Origin of the sequence: Flavobacterium psychrotrophum (assembly GCF_003403075.1) — a bacterium.
GTDB classification, from domain to species: domain Bacteria; phylum Bacteroidota; class Bacteroidia; order Flavobacteriales; family Flavobacteriaceae; genus Flavobacterium; species Flavobacterium psychrotrophum.
Genome location: NZ_CP031557.1, coordinates 3,659,590 through 3,675,398 on the forward strand (window position 1 = coordinate 3,659,590; position 15,809 = coordinate 3,675,398).

The 15,809-nt window shown below is 42.4% G+C and carries 13 protein-coding genes and 1 tRNA gene; 6 read left to right on the forward strand and 8 right to left on the reverse strand.

Features of this window, described 5'->3' with window-relative positions:
* Nucleotides 1–69: 69 nt before the first annotated feature.
* The 4 genes from DYH63_RS15725 to DYH63_RS15740 all read left to right on the forward strand — a co-directional run bounded on the left by DYH63_RS15725 (nt 70) and on the right by DYH63_RS15740 (nt 3,432).
* Entirely contained in the window at nt 70–855 is a 786-nt protein-coding gene (locus DYH63_RS15725; RefSeq protein WP_116789697.1) for a DUF3050 domain-containing protein, read from the forward strand.
* Nucleotides 856–1,031: 176 nt separating this feature from the next.
* The gene (locus DYH63_RS15730) at nt 1,032–2,141 is read left to right on the forward strand and encodes a metallophosphoesterase family protein (RefSeq protein ID WP_116789698.1); all 1,110 of its coding nucleotides are present in this window, start codon (nt 1,032–1,034) and stop codon (nt 2,139–2,141) included.
* 348 nt (nt 2,142–2,489) lie between these two features.
* The gene (locus DYH63_RS15735; protein WP_116789699.1) at nt 2,490–3,011 is read left to right on the forward strand and encodes a TetR/AcrR family transcriptional regulator; all 522 of its coding nucleotides are present in this window, start codon (nt 2,490–2,492) and stop codon (nt 3,009–3,011) included.
* 7 nt (nt 3,012–3,018) lie between these two features.
* A complete protein-coding gene (locus DYH63_RS15740) occupies nt 3,019–3,432 on the forward strand; it encodes a nuclear transport factor 2 family protein (RefSeq protein ID WP_116789700.1) in 414 nt (137 codons plus the stop codon).
* A 366-nt stretch (nt 3,433–3,798) separates the two neighbouring features.
* On the opposite strand, the gene DYH63_RS15750 is transcribed toward DYH63_RS15740, so the two are convergent.
* From DYH63_RS15750 to DYH63_RS15770, 5 genes are all read right to left on the reverse strand, one after another.
* Nucleotides 3,799–3,875, reverse strand: a tRNA-Asp gene (locus DYH63_RS15750).
* Nucleotides 3,876–3,997: 122 nt separating this feature from the next.
* Nucleotides 3,998–4,924, reverse strand: coding sequence for a DUF58 domain-containing protein (locus DYH63_RS15755; protein ID WP_116789702.1), 927 nt, complete (start codon nt 4,922–4,924; stop codon nt 3,998–4,000).
* 29 nt (nt 4,925–4,953) lie between these two features.
* The gene (locus DYH63_RS15760; protein WP_162927056.1) at nt 4,954–6,081 is read right to left on the reverse strand and encodes a tropomyosin; all 1,128 of its coding nucleotides are present in this window, start codon (nt 6,079–6,081) and stop codon (nt 4,954–4,956) included.
* A gap of 18 nt (nt 6,082–6,099) precedes the next feature.
* Nucleotides 6,100–6,780, reverse strand: a complete 681-nt coding sequence (locus DYH63_RS15765; RefSeq protein ID WP_116789704.1) for a hypothetical protein — start codon at nt 6,778–6,780, stop codon at nt 6,100–6,102.
* On the reverse strand, nt 6,777–7,328 hold the full coding sequence (locus DYH63_RS15770) for an RNA polymerase sigma factor (RefSeq protein WP_116789705.1): 552 nt from the start codon (nt 7,326–7,328) through the stop codon (nt 6,777–6,779). The genes DYH63_RS15765 and DYH63_RS15770 overlap by 4 nt, the downstream gene beginning before the upstream one ends.
* Nucleotides 7,329–7,790: 462 nt before the next feature.
* On the opposite strand from DYH63_RS15770, the gene DYH63_RS15775 reads away from it, so the two are divergent.
* Nucleotides 7,791–8,732: a bifunctional helix-turn-helix transcriptional regulator/GNAT family N-acetyltransferase gene (locus DYH63_RS15775; RefSeq protein WP_116789706.1), complete on the forward strand. Its 942-nt coding sequence runs from the start codon at nt 7,791–7,793 to the stop codon at nt 8,730–8,732.
* A gap of 53 nt (nt 8,733–8,785) precedes the next feature.
* On the opposite strand, the gene DYH63_RS15780 is transcribed toward DYH63_RS15775, so the two are convergent.
* On the reverse strand, nt 8,786–9,844 hold the full coding sequence (locus DYH63_RS15780) for an NADH:flavin oxidoreductase (RefSeq protein WP_116789707.1): 1,059 nt from the start codon (nt 9,842–9,844) through the stop codon (nt 8,786–8,788).
* Nucleotides 9,845–10,161: 317 nt separating this feature from the next.
* Here DYH63_RS15780 and DYH63_RS15785 point away from each other — a divergent pair, with 317 nt between their 5' ends.
* On the forward strand, nt 10,162–10,530 hold the full coding sequence (locus DYH63_RS15785) for a winged helix-turn-helix transcriptional regulator (RefSeq protein ID WP_116789708.1): 369 nt from the start codon (nt 10,162–10,164) through the stop codon (nt 10,528–10,530).
* Nucleotides 10,531–10,735: 205 nt separating this feature from the next.
* Here the strand turns inward: DYH63_RS15785 and trxA are convergent, their stop codons facing one another.
* Both trxA and dnaE read right to left on the reverse strand, forming a co-directional pair.
* Nucleotides 10,736–11,056, reverse strand: a complete 321-nt coding sequence (trxA, locus tag DYH63_RS15790; protein WP_116789709.1) for a thioredoxin — start codon at nt 11,054–11,056, stop codon at nt 10,736–10,738.
* A 122-nt stretch (nt 11,057–11,178) separates the two neighbouring features.
* Nucleotides 11,179–15,699: a DNA polymerase III subunit alpha gene (gene dnaE / locus DYH63_RS15795; RefSeq protein WP_116789710.1), complete on the reverse strand. Its 4,521-nt coding sequence runs from the start codon at nt 15,697–15,699 to the stop codon at nt 11,179–11,181.
* Between the last annotated feature and the right edge of the window lie 110 nt (nt 15,700–15,809).

Below are 15,809 nucleotides of genomic sequence, written 5' to 3' on the forward strand. Positions count from 1 at the left end.
AATGTTAAAAACAATTAATGTGCTTCTGTATGGAGCAAAGCTTTACTAATTTTGTATAAAACTACTGCTATGGATACTCATACTATAAACAGCGCCCTGGCCCCCCAAAGGGAAGAGCTGTTAAGTCACCCTCTTTACGCACGGGTAAAAACAATAGATGACCTCAGGCATTTTCTTGAAGGCCACATCTATGCCGTTTGGGATTTTATGTCGCTGCTTAAGGCCCTGCAAATAAAACTGACCTGCACAAGCGTGCCGTGGCTGCCCGTGGGCAATCCGGAGATACGCTACCTCATTAATGAGATAGTACTGGCCGAAGAGACCGACATTAACATTGAAGGCAAAAGACAAAGCCATTTTGAAATGTACCGCGATGCCATGCTGGATTGTGGCGCGGATATAGATGCTATAGACCGTTTTTTGGAAGATGTAATAGCAACCCAGAACATATTTGTATCTATCAGGAAGAGCAGCCTGCATGATAACATCAAGGAGTTTCTTGACTTTACATTCAGGGTTATTGAAGAAGGCAAGCCACACGAAATAGCCGCCGCCTTTACCTTTGGCCGCGAAGACCTTATTCCGGCTATGTTTACCGAGATACTGCGCAACTTTCAGGAAAACTTCCCCGAAGCAAATTTAGACAAGCTTGTCTACTACTTTGAGAGGCATATAGAACTTGATGCTGATGAGCACGGCCCTATGGCAATGCAAATGATAAGTGAATTGTGTAATGGTGATGCTACTAAATGGCATGAAGTTGAAGAAGTATCTAAAGCTGCCCTGGAAAAAAGGATAGGCTTATGGAACGCCATTGAAGAGAAGATGTTACAGCACGACCTTGCCTCTATTTAATTAGAGTATTATACAATATAATATTAGCCACAGGAACTTCTTGTGGCTTTTTAATTTACGGTATATCGTAAAAAACAGTAGTTGCAAATATTACCAATACGTTATAAATCTGAAAAAAATAGGACGTTTGCACCACAGCCCTTATCTTGCAGAAACAATTACAATCCCCTCCACGCATGACTTTTGATGCCCGTAAAAAATACGACCGCCCCATAATTAAACTCCATCAGCCAGACGACACCTACAAAGCACAGCCTTTGCCTGCTCCATCCGGCACCTATCCTTATCATTTAAACCTGAATAAATTTGCCGATGTGTCAAATGAGAAATTCAGCTTTAACATGGTGGGTGATACCGGCGGAATTCGTAATCCGGATGGTCAAAAGAAAATTGCGGAGCAGATGTGTAAACAAATACGCAACGGCAACACAGAAGAACAACCTGCGTTTTTATACCACCTGGGCGATGTTGTGTACCATTTTGGCGAGGCAGAGCAGTACGACAGGCAGTTCTTTATCCCTTACAAGCAGTATACACGCCCTATCTTTGCCATTGCAGGCAACCACGACAGCGATGTTAATCCGGCCAATCCTAAGCCTTATAAAAGCCTTGATGCGTTTAGCGCCGTATTTTGTGATACCGAGAGCCGGGATATCTCCTTTAGCGAAAACAAGCTGCGCAAAAGTATGGTACAGCCTAATGTTTACTGGACATTGCAGACACCGCTGGCTAACATTATAGGGCTACACAGTAATACCCCAAAATATGGCTATATAGGCGACGACCAGCGCAAATGGTTTGTTGCCGAATTAAAAGCCGCAGCTAAAGAGCGCCCCGGCAAAGCAATTATAGTGTGTGTACACCACGCACCTTATACCGCCGATTTTAATCACGGATCAAGCATACCCATGATAACATTTCTTGAAGATGCCTTTAAAGAAAGCGGTGTGCGCCCTGACATCATTTTTAGCGGACACGTACACAATTATCAACGCTTTAATAAAACGTACACAGACGGCAAAATACTGCCCTTTGTAGTATGTGGCGCGGGTGGTTTTGACGAACTGCATTCTCTGGTGTATGAAAATGATACTTTATACAGCACAGATAACCGTTTGCTGGATAATGTAAGCCTGCAAAACTATTGCGACTCTCAATACGGTTTTCTTAAAATAACACTTGAAAAAACCGACACAGGAGTTGGGTTGACAGGGCAATACTTCGCATTAAATAATAATGGCAACCCTGAACCAAGTTGCATGGATAGCTTTAGTTATACGTTTTAAGTGTAGTGAAACAAAATCAAAAGGTCTGAACGTTCGTAAAGAATATTCAGGCCTTTTTGATTTATCACTTCAAGAATTGATATATTTTGATGGCGCAGGGGTAAGACAAGAAACACATGATTTATCAAAATATGGTTATTTTTTTACTTAGCAAACTCTATAGCACTATAAAACTTACTTGTAATGGTGGACTATAAGATATTATAAACAAACACATTATACTGGCATCACGACTTAAGAATTAGGCTCGAGATGGCGAAATATTTATAACAATATAAAAATAGACAGACTGGTCTGTATATTTAAAATGTTATTTATAGATTTGCATTACTAAAACAGTACAATATCATGTCGCCTAAACAACGAATTATAGAAACAACGCTTGTTCTCTTTGCAAATCAGGGGTACAACTCTACCGGAATTAACCAAATAATCTCTGAAGCTAACGTTGCGAAGGCCAGCTTCTATCAGCATTTTGAATCAAAGGAAGATCTTTGTGTCGCGTTTCTTAATGCCAGGCATGAATACTGGTTTGATCAGTTGAACAGTTTCATAAGTGATAAAAGTGATGTGAAATCTAAAGTAATCATGTCATTTGATTTTTTAATACACATGAATGCTAAAGAACAGTTTAGGGGTTGTAGTTTTCTAAACATTTTATCTGAAATCCCTAATAACAATCTGAAAATTCTAAACTCAATTCAACAGCATAAGAAAGATCTTCGCGTTTTTTTTTCATCCCTTATTGGTAATGAAAGCATTTCAGATCATGTTTATATGCTTTTTGAAAGCTGCATTGTAGAGAGTCAGGTATTTAAATCAAATCTACTAATCGAAAAAACGAAAACATTCGTTAACAATTTAATCTAATAATAAAATGGAACAAAAACACCCACTCCCGCCGTTTACACTAGAATCAGCACTACAAAAAATACAATTTGCGGAAGATGCCTGGAATTCTCAAAATCCTGAAAAAATTGCCGGGGCATATACTATTGACAGTGAATGGAGAAATAGAGATAAATTTGTAAATGGCAGAGACGAAATTGTAAAATTTCTTGCTGACAAATGGAAGAAGGAGTTAAATTATAAACTTAAGAAAGAATATTGGGCGCACACGGATAACCGTATCGCAGTCAGATTCGAATATGAATATATGGATCTGGAAGGGCATTGGGTTAGGGCATACGGAAATGAAAATTGGGAATTCGATGAAAACGGTTTAATGGCAAAGAGATACGCAAGCATCAATGATTTGCCAATAAATGAAGAAGACAGAAAGTTTAAATAACCGATATTCTTTTATCACAAATTCACACCTTCTGGTTAAGCACCTTACTAAGCTTAAAATTGAGAATCCATAACTTTAGTGTTACCTCCAAACAAAGCCTGATTGTTCATGATAAGCATTCAGGCATTTTGTTTATCACTTTAAGACATCAATGCATGCTTATATAAAGGATACATTTTGAATTACGAAAGTTTATAAAATCAAAAAAGCCCTCCAAAAAAATGGAAAGCTTTTCATTGGTCTAACTACTAAACCTACCGCTCGCGCGGCATAAACAACACAACTATCTTTACGCCCTTTAAAAAAAAGGCTATTATATTTCGGCGCAAAAAGCCCCGCTTTAAGCAGGGCTTTCTTTGCATTTACTGGCGGTCTGGACGGGACTCGAACCCGCGACCCCATGCGTGACAGGCATGTATTCTAACCAACTGAACTACCAAACCAGCGTTCTTAATAACTCTCTCAGTGTGTTACTGTGTGTGTCATTATTACGAGTGCAAATATACGGCCTTTTTTGACTTCTGCAAGTGTCTTGGAAAGAATTTTAAAATTAATTTTTCAATTTTTACCCAAACTTTTGTTTCTCAACAAGGTAAGTCGTCAAAATTTTTTCAAAATTTTCATCTACAGAAACCGGAACATACTTAATTTGGTACTGAATACAGGTTTCGGCTACCTTTTTAAAGTAGGCATCTACCCTCTTTTCGTATTCTTCCTTTACATTCTCTGCAAAAAGGTTCACTTCTTCGCCACTTTCCAGGTCAATAAACTTGCGCGGGGCATTGTCAAAATCAAAACCAAGCTCTGTTTTCTTATCAATAACATGAAAAAGCACTACTTTATGCTTATCGTGCTTTAGGTGTTGCAGCGCATCAAACAGTGCATCTTCATTACCCGGCTGAAACATATCTGTAAATAATATGATCATGCTGCGTCGGTGCATCTTTTGCGCTATCTGGTGTAGAAACGTGGTTGTATCTGTATCCTTTGCTGTTGCCGGGGTTGTTAAAAGCCCTTCCAGCTTATCAAGCAGCATGCGGTGGTGCCTGCCGCTGCCCTTTTCGGGCGCATAGAACTCATAATTGTCGCTATACACACTAAGTCCTACCGCATCGCGCTGGCGCTTTAGCAAATCCATCAGTACAGCAGATGCCAGTACTGAGAATCCTATCTTGTTTTCAAAGAACTGCTGCCCGTCTTTTAACTTAGGGTAGTGCATGCTCGATGAGTTATCTATAATAAGATGGCAGCGCAGATTTGTTTCCTCTTCATAGCGCTTACTGTACAACCTGTCGGTACGTGCGTAGAGCTTCCAGTCGATGCTTTTAGTGCTTTCTCCCTGGTTGTACACCTTATGCTCTGCAAACTCTGACGAGAAGCCATGAAACGGACTCTTGTGCATACCCGATATAAAACCCTCTACAATCTGGTTAGCCAATAGCTCCAGTCGCGAAAAGGCTGATATTTTTTCTAATTGAGAATCTAACTTCATAATCCCAAATGTAGCGAAAAAAGCACGTACTACAAATCAAGCCGGGTTCCAAACGATATTGTGTTTAGTTTTGTGGCAGCATTTTCAAACACCGGGTTCAGGTCATATTTTGCAAAAAGGCTTATTGCTCCATAGCCCACATAGGCCTGCACACCATACACAAATTTGTTTACATTATAATCTGCACGATTTTTATTTACCACATATTCGCCATCTAACTTATATTTAAGGCGCTGCACCGCACTGGTGTTTATACCGGCATAGCCACCTATACCTACTTTAAAACTTGTATTGGTATCATAACGGTAGTAATCTTTATACTCTTTTTTTACAGATGGGCCAAACTCCAGCATTACAGGCACAACAAAGTTTGACACCCTAAATTGTGAGTTCTTTAGCTTATACGGAAAATCCTGTAACTCTGTTGTACCGCCATTGTTTACATAGTGATTATCCTTAAGCCCAAGCATGGTATTTTGGTAAGACAGCCCGTAAGACAACCTATAGGTATTACGCTCTTTAAGCAGTCTTGTTTTAAGCGAAATGCCCACCTCAAAGTAACCGCTGCTCCAAAACTTATGCACTGAGCCAATATTATGGCCACTACCTATGGCATTACCAAAACCCGAGGCAAGAACAATCCCAAAATCTGTACGCCTGTCGCGTCTTGGCTTTAGGTTTTCGGCATTATACTCCAATCCCAGCAAAAAGCTACCTTTATTGTCGGTTGCCTGCCCCAGGCCTATATTCAGGTAAGCCCCTGAGTAAGGTTGATAATTATAATTAACGTCACGCTGTACCAGTGCTATCTGGTTTTGTATAATGGCCGTTTTATTGTCAATGTTCTGCGCAGCACGCTTAGCAGCTTCCTCTTTAAGTGCCTGAGCCTTTTCGGTAGTTACTTCCCCTTTTTCGAGTTGCGCATCTATTTCGCTTATGCGCTTTTTAAGCTCATATTTTTCAGCCTCCTTAATATCTTCCAGCTCCTGCTGCAGCCCGCCTATCTTAACTTCCTTATTATATTTGTAGTTCTCCTGCTGCTGTTTTTCTGTTTTACTCTGTGCAGGTTTTAAGGTATCCTGCGCAGTTTGAGCATACATTTTGGGCATAGAAAGTCCTGTCGCCGCTAAGGCGAAAAATAAAATTGCGTGTTTCATGGTTTATTTGATTGAAGTTTATTCTTTATCTCTTACCGCAAAGCGTATGGTTTTATGCTTAAGCGCAAAAAAACGCATCGCTTTGTCGCGATAGTAATCGTTCATTTCAGCCTCTACCTCTTTAAGCAAAGCGGTATCATTAGTAGGAGCTGAAATTTGGCGCTGCAAAGCGATATCGTTAAACGATTTTTGTAGTAGCAGGTTTGCTTCAGCTTCATACATATCATGTTTATTGATGTTTTTCGTGCTGATTATTGTTTGTGCCACTGCTATTTCTCCCGCTGTAGTTATACCCGCATCATTTTTAGCAACATTCAGGGCTTGTACAGAAACACGTTGCGCAGATTCTTCTGCCTTGGGGCTTATCTTCTGTGTGGCCGGCAGCGTATGTACCACAACCTCCTGTACTTTTTCCGGCACTATAACGCTTTTAGGAGTAGTAACATCCGGCTTTGCTGTAGTATTTACAATTCCCGGGGTAGCAATATCAGTTTGTTGATGTGTATTCATTAAAAAGGCATACCCCCCCATCAGTAAGAATGCCACCGATGCCGCAATAAAATAAATGCCAAATTTCTTTTTACCTTTTTTAGGCTGCTGCCTGTTATGGGCAAGGCGTTCCCACGCATGTGCCGATGGCGCTATGGCACGGTTTCCGAGCTTATCTCTTAACTGGTTTTCTAAATTATTATCTTTCATCTTTGTAATCTCTTTACTAATTGCAGTTGTTCCTGCAAATGTTTCCGCGCCTTAAACAGCTGCGATTTTGATGTACTCTCTGTAATGCCCAGCATTTCGGCTATTTCTTTATGGCTATAGCCTTCTATGGCAAACAATACCATAACCGTGCGATAGCCTTCCGGAAGCTTGTCTATAAGTAATTGCAACAGGTCTGCATCCAGGTCATTATCATCTACCTGTACGGGCGGTACCTCAGCTACTTCTATCTCTTCAAAACGCAACTGTGTCCTGCTTCTTAAAAAGTCAATCGCCTCGCGCACCATTATTCGCTTTAACCAACCTTCAAAGCTCCCTTCAAACCTGAACTTGCCAAGGTTATCAAACGCCCGTGTAAAAGCCTGTATCATTACATCTTCGGCATAGTGCAGATCTTTTATATACAACCTGCAAATACCAAGCATCTTTGGCGCATAACGTTCATAAAGCTCCCGCTCTGCCTTGCCGTCGTTGCGCAGCACCTTTTTAATTAAGGTATCGTCAGATGTATGTAGCTTTATAATTTTCAAAACTTATGATTGGTTTATATCCCTAAGACGGAATTTTAAAAGTAGAAGTTGCCCGGAGGTTGATTTTTTTTATGATAATTATTAAATATAGCACATTACCCACTGTAAAAACAGGTGTTCAGAAGATTTTACAAAATAAATCTTACCACAAAGAACACGAGATTTTTCACTAAAGGCACAAAGCAGGGAGGATAAAACATCTATAGTCAAAGAACACAAAGCTTTACTTCGTCAGTTCGGACTTCGCCCTCGGGTGTGTACTCCCGCCTTTGGTGGTTTTCATCGTGAACATTGTGTAAATCATTGTGCTCCTTGTGGTAAAAATTTCTCAAACGACTCTTCCGAACACTTATTCGCTGTAAGCTTACATTAGCCAAGGATTTAAATTTCAATAAAAAAATTTACTGAATAAAATTTAGTTTATACATTTGCATAACCAGTTATGTATTTAATTATGCAATTATGAAAATTTACGAAAAAACAGGAAAAATGGCACTGGGCAGCAGGCTCAGGCAGCTCACCGCCACCATGACAGATGATGCCAGTAAGATATACGAAATGTATGATGCCCAATTTGTACCTAAATGGTTTCCGGCATTTTTTGCACTTGCAGAAGAAGGCCCACAAACCATTACAGAAATTGCAGATTATATAGGACATTCTCAGCCGTCTGCAACTAAAATAATTAAGGAAATAACTGCGGCAGGACTTTGTGAAAACATAAAGTCGTCTGATAAACGCAGAAATACCGTGCAGCTTACAGAGAAAGGAATATTGTTATCTAAAAAGTTCCTTACACAATATTTAGACATTGATGCAGCGGTTGACAAGATGCTTAAAGAAGCAACGCACAACCTTTGGCAGGCTGTTGAAGAGTGGGAATTTTTACTGGAAAAACAGTCACTATTAAAAAGGGTACAGGAACAAAAAAAACTGCGCGAAAGCAAAGATGTTGTAATAGTGCCGTACGAAGACAAGTACCTGTCTGCCTTTGTAACACTTAACAGAGAATGGATAACGCAATATTTTGAAATGGAAGACGAAGACTTTAAAGTACTCAACAATCCGGAGGAATATATACTTAAATCCGGAGGCAAAATATTTGTAGCGCTTTACATGGACGAGCCCGTGGGGGTATGTGCCCTGCATAAGATAGATGACCATACGTATGAAATGGTAAAAATGGCGGTGTCGCCAAAAGCCCAGGGCAAGAGCATAGGTTGGCTACTGGGTAAAGCCATTGTAGAAGAAGCCACCCGACTGGGCGCATATAAAGTAACCCTGGAGAGCAATACGATTCTAAAACCTGCCATAAAGCTATACGAAAAGCTTGGTTTTAAAAAAGTTGCAAGCCACCCCAGCCCCTTTAAACGTGCCAACATACACATGGAACTGAATTTATAAAAAAGACAATAGCCGGAGTAATTCCGGCTATTATTATACTATAGGTAATTGAATTAGTATAGCTTACCAAGGCTTGCCGCATCAAAGGCGCTAACCTTATCAAAGCTTCCTGCCTTTATTTTTTGCACCCACTCCGGATCCTGTAACAACGAGCGTCCTACCGCTACCAAGTCGAAATCACCACGCTCATAACGGCGAATCAGTTCATCAATACCTGCCGTTTCAGACCCCTGCCCCTGAAACGCACCAGAGAAATCGCCTGAAAGGCCAACAGATCCAACCGTAATTGTAGGCTGCCCGGTAACTTTCTTGATCCATCCGGCAAAGTTAAGGTCGCTCTCGTCAAATTCAGGCTCCCAGTACCTGCGCTGCGACCCATGAAAGATATCTACACCGGCATCGGTAAGTGGCTGTAGCCAGTTTTCAAGCTCAGCAGGTGTATGGGCAAGTTTTGCAGTATAGTCCTGCTGTTTCCATTGCGAAATGCGCAGTATGATTACAAAATCAGGGCCAACGGCTTCGCGCACTGCTTTTACCACATCTACAGCAAAGCGGCTGCGCTCTTTTATTGTAGCTCCGCCATATTCATCTGTCCTGGTGTTAGTACCTTCCCAAAAAAACTGGTCGATAAGGTAACCGTGCGCACCGTGTAGTTCTAAAGCATCAAACCCCTGGGCTTTAGCATCGCGGGCTGCATCGGCAAATGCTTTTATAGTAGCGTGTATATCTTCAATAGTCATGGTAGCAGGACTTTCAAACGGCACAGGTGGCTCCCAGCCATAAGGCGTGTTGCCTACGTGCCATATCTGCGGGGCTATTGCACCACCGGCAGCGTGTACAGAGTCTGCAACGTGTTTCCAGTTCTTAAGTGCCTCGTCGCCATAAAAATTTGGTATGTCTTTAATATTCTTAGATGCCCCCCTGTTAACAACGGTACCTTCGGTAAGAATAAGCCCTACTTCGCCCGCTGCACGGCGTGTGTAGTAATCAGCTATTTGCTGGTTAGGTATTCCGTCTGTAGCAAAAGCACGCGTCATAGGTGCCATTACAAAACGGTTTCTTAAGGTAAGTCCTTTATATTGAAAGGGAGAAAAAAGGGTTTCTAAACTCATTTTTAATTCTTTATTGGGTTAATCTTGTTTTTATCTTCTCCCCAACCCGCCTCCAAAAGAGAGAGCTGCTTCGCTCATGCCTGAACGGTGCGTCTTGTCATTGCGAGGAGGAACAACGAAGCAATCTCATCTTATGTATAGCATGACTTATAAGATTGCCGCGCTCCACTGCGTTACACTCGCAATGACAGAGCTGTTATCCCTCTTTCAGGAAAAGTGTTTGAGGATTTTTCATTATTGCATTGCAAAGATAAAACCAAATAGTCTACTTTTGTAACCAATAATAGTATAAAGTGGTAACCGCTAAGTAACCAGTTATGAAAAAATGCGAACTCTTTAGATACAGCGACTGCCCCATGCACCGCTCTATGGCAATATTGGGCAGTAAATGGAAGCCCATACTAATCTATACACTCCGCGAGCGCACAGCACGTTTTGGGCAATTGCACGCCTCTATAGGCACGATATCTAAAAAAGTACTTACCTCTACCCTGAAAGAACTGGAAGCCGATGGTGTTTTGCTACGTGAAGAATTCAAAGAGCTTCCGCCAAAGGTAGAATATAGCCTTACCGAAAAAGGCCGCACACTGGTACCTATTATTGTACAGCTCGCCAAATGGGATAATGAGCATTATGAGAGCCTCACCCCAGCCCTCTCCGAAGGAGAGGGAGTAACTACACTCTAATGGTTTGACTGCGCATAAATCTTTTATATATAAGATAACGATTCCCGAGCTGTACCCATTCATTAGCTCCCCCCTCCTTCGAAAATCGAAGATTCAGCGCGTCAAAAAGTCAAATATTTAAAAGGAGTTATAGGGATTGGGGGAGTCCATAAAAAAAGCCCTGACATTCGTCAGAGCTTTCTTTATAATCAGCTAAAGAGGTTACTTAAGAAAGTAAAGCGTCGATAGCGTTAGTGTATGTTTGCTTAGGGGCAACGCCTACCTGGCGGCCTACAACCTCACCATTCTGAAAAACCAGTACAGTAGGAATGTTACGGATACCGTATTTAGCAGCAAACTCCTGGTTTGCATCTACGTCTACTTTGCCTACAACGGCTTTACCTTCATACTCGTGACCTATCTCTTCGATGATTGGGCCTACCATACGGCAAGGGCCACACCATGCTGCCCAAAAGTCTACTAATACGGGTTTGTCTGATTTTAATACTACTTCTTCAAAAGTAGCGTCAGTTATTGCTTGTGCCATGATTATCCTTTGTAATTAATTTTTATTAATAGTAATAGTTGCAACAAAGTTAGTATTTATAATGCAAAATTAAAGTTAAACATATCGTTTTTGACTATTTACCGATAGACGAAACTTATCTGTTAGTTTAATTTAAAATTTACCTGCAATTTATCAAGCTCCTGCAATAATTCGTTAGAAATCTTAACTTTTAGCTTACGGCTCGGCATTACCAGTTTGGTAACCACCTTTAGGCTTTCTTCCTCTTCCTCCTCATCAGGCAGTTCTATTACTTCATCAAATTCGGCTTCATCGGCATCATCAACCGGCTCACGCAGGGTTAGCTTAGCTTCCTGAGGAGGTGCAATAACAGCAGGCTTTTTAACCTTATCAATTTCCATTACCTCAAAGGTTACCTGGTTATCGCCTTTGTTACCACTAAACAACTGGAATAACGCCTGTATAAGCTGTTCCTGCAAATCGAGCACATTAAACTGTATGATAAGCTTTTTAGCAAACGTAGGCAGTACGTCCTGCAGGTACTGTATTCCTACAAACTGTAGCCTCGGGTCGCCTTTTTTGCCTTCGGCATTAGTCCAGCCCTCGCGCACCATTACTTTTATGAATGTAAAGTTATTACCTATCAGAAAGTGGCGGAACTTAAGATACTCCTCACCATAAATCCTGAATTCGTAACTCTCGTCATACCCTTCAAGAAAAAATGCAGCCCAGCCCTTACCATTCTTAGCAACTTTATGTTGCACATTAGATATGATACCGCCAAAGCTGAGGTTTTTGTTTACGTGTGGCTCCAGGTTCTTTAATGCCTCCAGCCTCGAGTTACAGAAGTAGCGCATTTCAAATTTATAATCGTCCAGCGGATGGCCTGAGATATAGATACCTACCACATCTTTTTCGCGGGCAAGTTTTTCCATCGTGGTCCACTCTTCGCAAGGCGGCACCACAGGCTCAGGAATTTGCACTTCGCTGGCTTCGCCAAAAAGGCTTACCTGGCTGGAGTTCTCATTTTCCTGGAATTTAGACCCATAACGCACTGCTTTTTCAAGAAACGAAATATTTTCGCTGGCATCCATATAAAAATACTGCGCCCGGTGGGTTTCTGCAAAACAGTCAAACCCTCCTGACAGTGCCAGGTTTTCAAATGCTTTTTTATTGGCAGAACGAAGGTCGATGCGCTTTGCAAGGTCAAATATAGATTTGTACCTGCCGTTTTTACGGTTCTCAACAATAGTGTCTACCGCGCCGGCGCCTACACCTTTTACGGCACCCATACCAAAACGCACGGCACCGCGGTCGTTTACGGTAAACTTATAATATGATTCGTTAACATCAGGGCCAAGAACTTCAAGCCCCATGCGCTTACACTCTTCCATAAAAAAGGTAACCTGCTTAATGTCGCTCATGTTGTTACTAAGTACCGCCGCCATATATTCTGCCGGGTAGTGCGCCTTAAGATAAGCCGTTTGATAGGCCACCCACGCATAGCAGGTAGAGTGGCTCTTGTTAAAGGCGTAACTCGCAAATGCCTCCCAGTCTTTCCATATTTTTTCGAGTACTTTAGGATCGTGCCCCTTATCTGCAGCCTGGGCCACAAACTTGGGTTTCATCTTATCGAGTACTTCCTTTTGCTTTTTACCCATCGCCTTACGCAGTACGTCGGCCTCACCTTTAGTAAAGCCTGCCAGCTTTTGAGACAGTAGCATTACCTGCTCCTGGTATACAGTAATACCATAGGTTTCCTTAAGGTATTCCTCGCAGGCATCAAGGTCATATTTTATTTCTTCCTCGCCATTTTTACGGCGAACGAAACTCGGGATATATTCTAACGGACCCGGACGGTACAAGGCGTTCATGGCAATAAGGTCGGCAAATACAGTAGGCTTAAGATCCTTCATGTACTTTTGCATACCGGGCGATTCGTACTGGAATACCCCTACGGTTTCTCCCCTCTGGAACAGCTCATACGTTTTTACATCGTCTATTGGGAATGCCTCCGGGTCGAGGTCTATATCGTGCTTATATTTTACAAGCTTAACAGTATCCTTAATAAGGGTAAGGGTCTTCAACCCCAGGAAGTCCATCTTTAGCAGTCCTGCACTCTCTACCACCGAGTTATCAAACTGGGTTACATACAGGGCAGAATCTTTAGCTACCGAAACCGGAACGAAGTTCGTAATATCATCGGGCGTAATGATTACCCCACAGGCGTGGATACCCGTATTACGCAATGAACCTTCGAGCACTTTTGCCTGCTGTATGGTTTCGCCGGTAAGGTCGCCACCGCCTGCCATGGCTATAAGCTCCTGAACACGGTCATATTCATCTGCACGCAGTGCACCTTTTAAGGCATTCTGGTCCATGGTAAATATCTTTGCCAGCTTCATGTTCGGGATAAGCTTCGCTACTTTATCTGCCTCAAACAATGGCAGGTCGAGCACGCGCGCCGTATCGCGAATGGATGACTTTGCCGCCATGGTACCATAGGTAATAATCTGGGCTACCTGGCTGGCACCATACTTTTTAATTACATAGTCCATAACGCTGCCACGCCCCTCATCATCAAAGTCGATATCAATATCGGGCATGGACACCCTGTCCGGATTCAGGAAACGCTCAAAGAGCAGGTCGTAGGCTATGGGGTCTATATTGGTAATCCAGAGGCAATAGGCCACCGCACTACCCGCCGCAGAACCACGCCCCGGCCCTACCGATACGCCCATGTTTCGTGCCTCGGCAATAAAATCCTGCACGATGAGGAAGTAACCAGGATAACCGGAATTCTCAATGGTTTTTAATTCAAAATCAAGACGCTCGCGAATATCATCAGTAATCTCTTTATAGCGTATTTCTGCACCACGATAGGTAAGGTAACGCAGGTACTTATTCTCTCCACGTTTACCACCATCAGCTTCATCTTCTGCAACCTGGTATTCTTCAGGGATATCAAACTTAGGGAGTAGTACATCGCGGTACAGCGAATAGGGTTCTACCTTATCTACAATTTCCTGAATGTTTGCAATGGCTTCCGGCAGGTCTTTAAAGATCGACTTCATTTCGTCGCCGCTCTTAAAGTAATATTCGGTATTTGGCAAGCCAAAACGGAAACCACGACCACGCCCCTTAGGGGTAGCCAGTTTTTCGCCGTCTTTTACACACAGCAAAATATCGTGTGCATGGCTGTCGTCTTTATTTACATAATAGGTGTTGTTTGTACCAATAAGCTTTACACCATGCTTTCGCGCCAGTTTTATAAGCGTGTCGTTTACACGATTTTCATCTTCCTGGCCGTGGCGCATCAGCTCCATGTAAAGATCATCGCCAAAAAGGCCTTTCCACCACAGCAATGCTTCTTCGGCCTGGTTCTCACCAATATTCAGCACCTTGTTAGGCACCTCGCCGGATAGATTACCCGTAAGCACAATAATATCGTCTTTATACTGCTCTATAACTTTTTTATCGATACGCGGCACATAGTAGAAGCCCGCAGTATAAGCAATAGACGACATTTTAGCCAGGTTGTGGTAGCCCTTTTTATTTTTGGCCAGTAATACGATCTGATAACCGTTATCCTTGCGCGATTTATCTTTGTGGTCTTCACACACAAAGAACTCACAGCCTACAATAGGCTTCATGAGCACCTCCGTAGGTTCTTCTCCGGCTTCTACGGCAGCTTTGTTTTTTGCTTCGGCAGCTTTGTTATGGTTCATAACATTGCTTACAAAGTGAAATGCCCCCATCATGTTACCATGATCTGTCATTGCAACTGCCGGCATTTTATATTTTGCAGCTGCCTTAACCAGCTCCGGTACACTAATGGTACTTTGCAGTACCGAAAACTGTGTATGGTTGTGCAGGTGTACAAAATTTACACCTGTAATATCAATATTTTGGGCAGGGGCAACGGTTTCAACGGCATCGGCACTGCGCAGTTTTTCAAGGCGCAGGCGTACCTCTTCACTCGCCTTTTTAAGATTAATGTGCTTAAGCCCTATAAGCTGTATGGTTTGCGGGTTAGCCGTGCGAAACTCATGAAAGTAAGACGGATGCACATCTAACTGCTCTTTCGTGAAAATTTCGCGTTTTACCAGCTCCAGGAAACAGCGCGTGGTAGCCTCAACGTCGGCAGTAGCGTTGTGGGCTTCGGCAAATGGCTGGTCAAAAAGGTATTGGTGCAGCTCTGTAAGTGTAGGCAGCTTAAACCTTCCCCCGCGCCCACCGGGCAGCTTTAATAATTCAGCCGTAACCTCAGTACAGGTATCAAGTACCTTCATATTGCCCAAACGGGTTTCGAGGCCGTGGCGGTAAAACTCGCTACCCATAATATTAACATCGAAGCCTACATTCTGGCCCACGATAAACGAGGCTTTGCCTAAGGCTACATTAAAACGCTCCAAGGCTTCGCCAAGAGAAATTCCCTGCTCAAGCGCAAGGTCTGTACTGATACCGTGAATACGTTCGGCATCATAGGGTATATTAAAGCCATCGGGCCTTACTATATAATCCTGGTGTTCTACAACACGCCCCATATCATCATGCAGCTGCCAGGCTATTTGTATACAGCGGGGCCAGTTATCGGTATCGGTTATGGGCGCATCCCAGCGTTTGGGTAATCCGGTTGTTTCCGTGTCAAATATCAGGTACATAGCAACTATTGGATCTTTAGGTAGTTAATGGCAAATTGGTCAAAAATATGCCTTTTACAAAAGTACGAGTTTTTTGGCTATATGGTAATACGGTAATTTGTTAATTCCGA

Bases quoted from the DNA above. Each gene is read 5' to 3' on its own strand.
- DYH63_RS15740 (WP_116789700.1), top strand. From the start codon at position 3,019: ATGGAACAAAAACACCCACTCCCGCCGTTTACACTAGAATCAGCACTA.
- DYH63_RS15780 (WP_116789707.1), bottom strand. From the start codon at position 9,844: ATGAGTTTAGAAACCCTTTTTTCTCCCTTTCAATATAAAGGACTTACC.
- DYH63_RS15755 (WP_116789702.1), bottom strand. From the start codon at position 4,924: ATGAAGTTAGATTCTCAATTAGAAAAAATATCAGCCTTTTCGCGACTG.
- DYH63_RS15735 (WP_116789699.1), top strand. From the start codon at position 2,490: ATGTCGCCTAAACAACGAATTATAGAAACAACGCTTGTTCTCTTTGCA.
- DYH63_RS15765 (WP_116789704.1), bottom strand. From the start codon at position 6,780: ATGAAAGATAATAATTTAGAAAACCAGTTAAGAGATAAGCTCGGAAAC.
- dnaE (WP_116789710.1), bottom strand. From the start codon at position 15,699: ATGTACCTGATATTTGACACGGAAACAACCGGATTACCCAAACGCTGG.
- DYH63_RS15785 (WP_116789708.1), top strand. From the start codon at position 10,162: ATGAAAAAATGCGAACTCTTTAGATACAGCGACTGCCCCATGCACCGC.
- DYH63_RS15760 (WP_162927056.1), bottom strand. From the start codon at position 6,081: ATGAAACACGCAATTTTATTTTTCGCCTTAGCGGCGACAGGACTTTCT.
- DYH63_RS15725 (WP_116789697.1), top strand. From the start codon at position 70: ATGGATACTCATACTATAAACAGCGCCCTGGCCCCCCAAAGGGAAGAG.
- trxA (WP_116789709.1), bottom strand. From the start codon at position 11,056: ATGGCACAAGCAATAACTGACGCTACTTTTGAAGAAGTAGTATTAAAA.
- DYH63_RS15775 (WP_116789706.1), top strand. From the start codon at position 7,791: ATGAAAATTTACGAAAAAACAGGAAAAATGGCACTGGGCAGCAGGCTC.
- DYH63_RS15730 (WP_116789698.1), top strand. From the start codon at position 1,032: ATGACTTTTGATGCCCGTAAAAAATACGACCGCCCCATAATTAAACTC.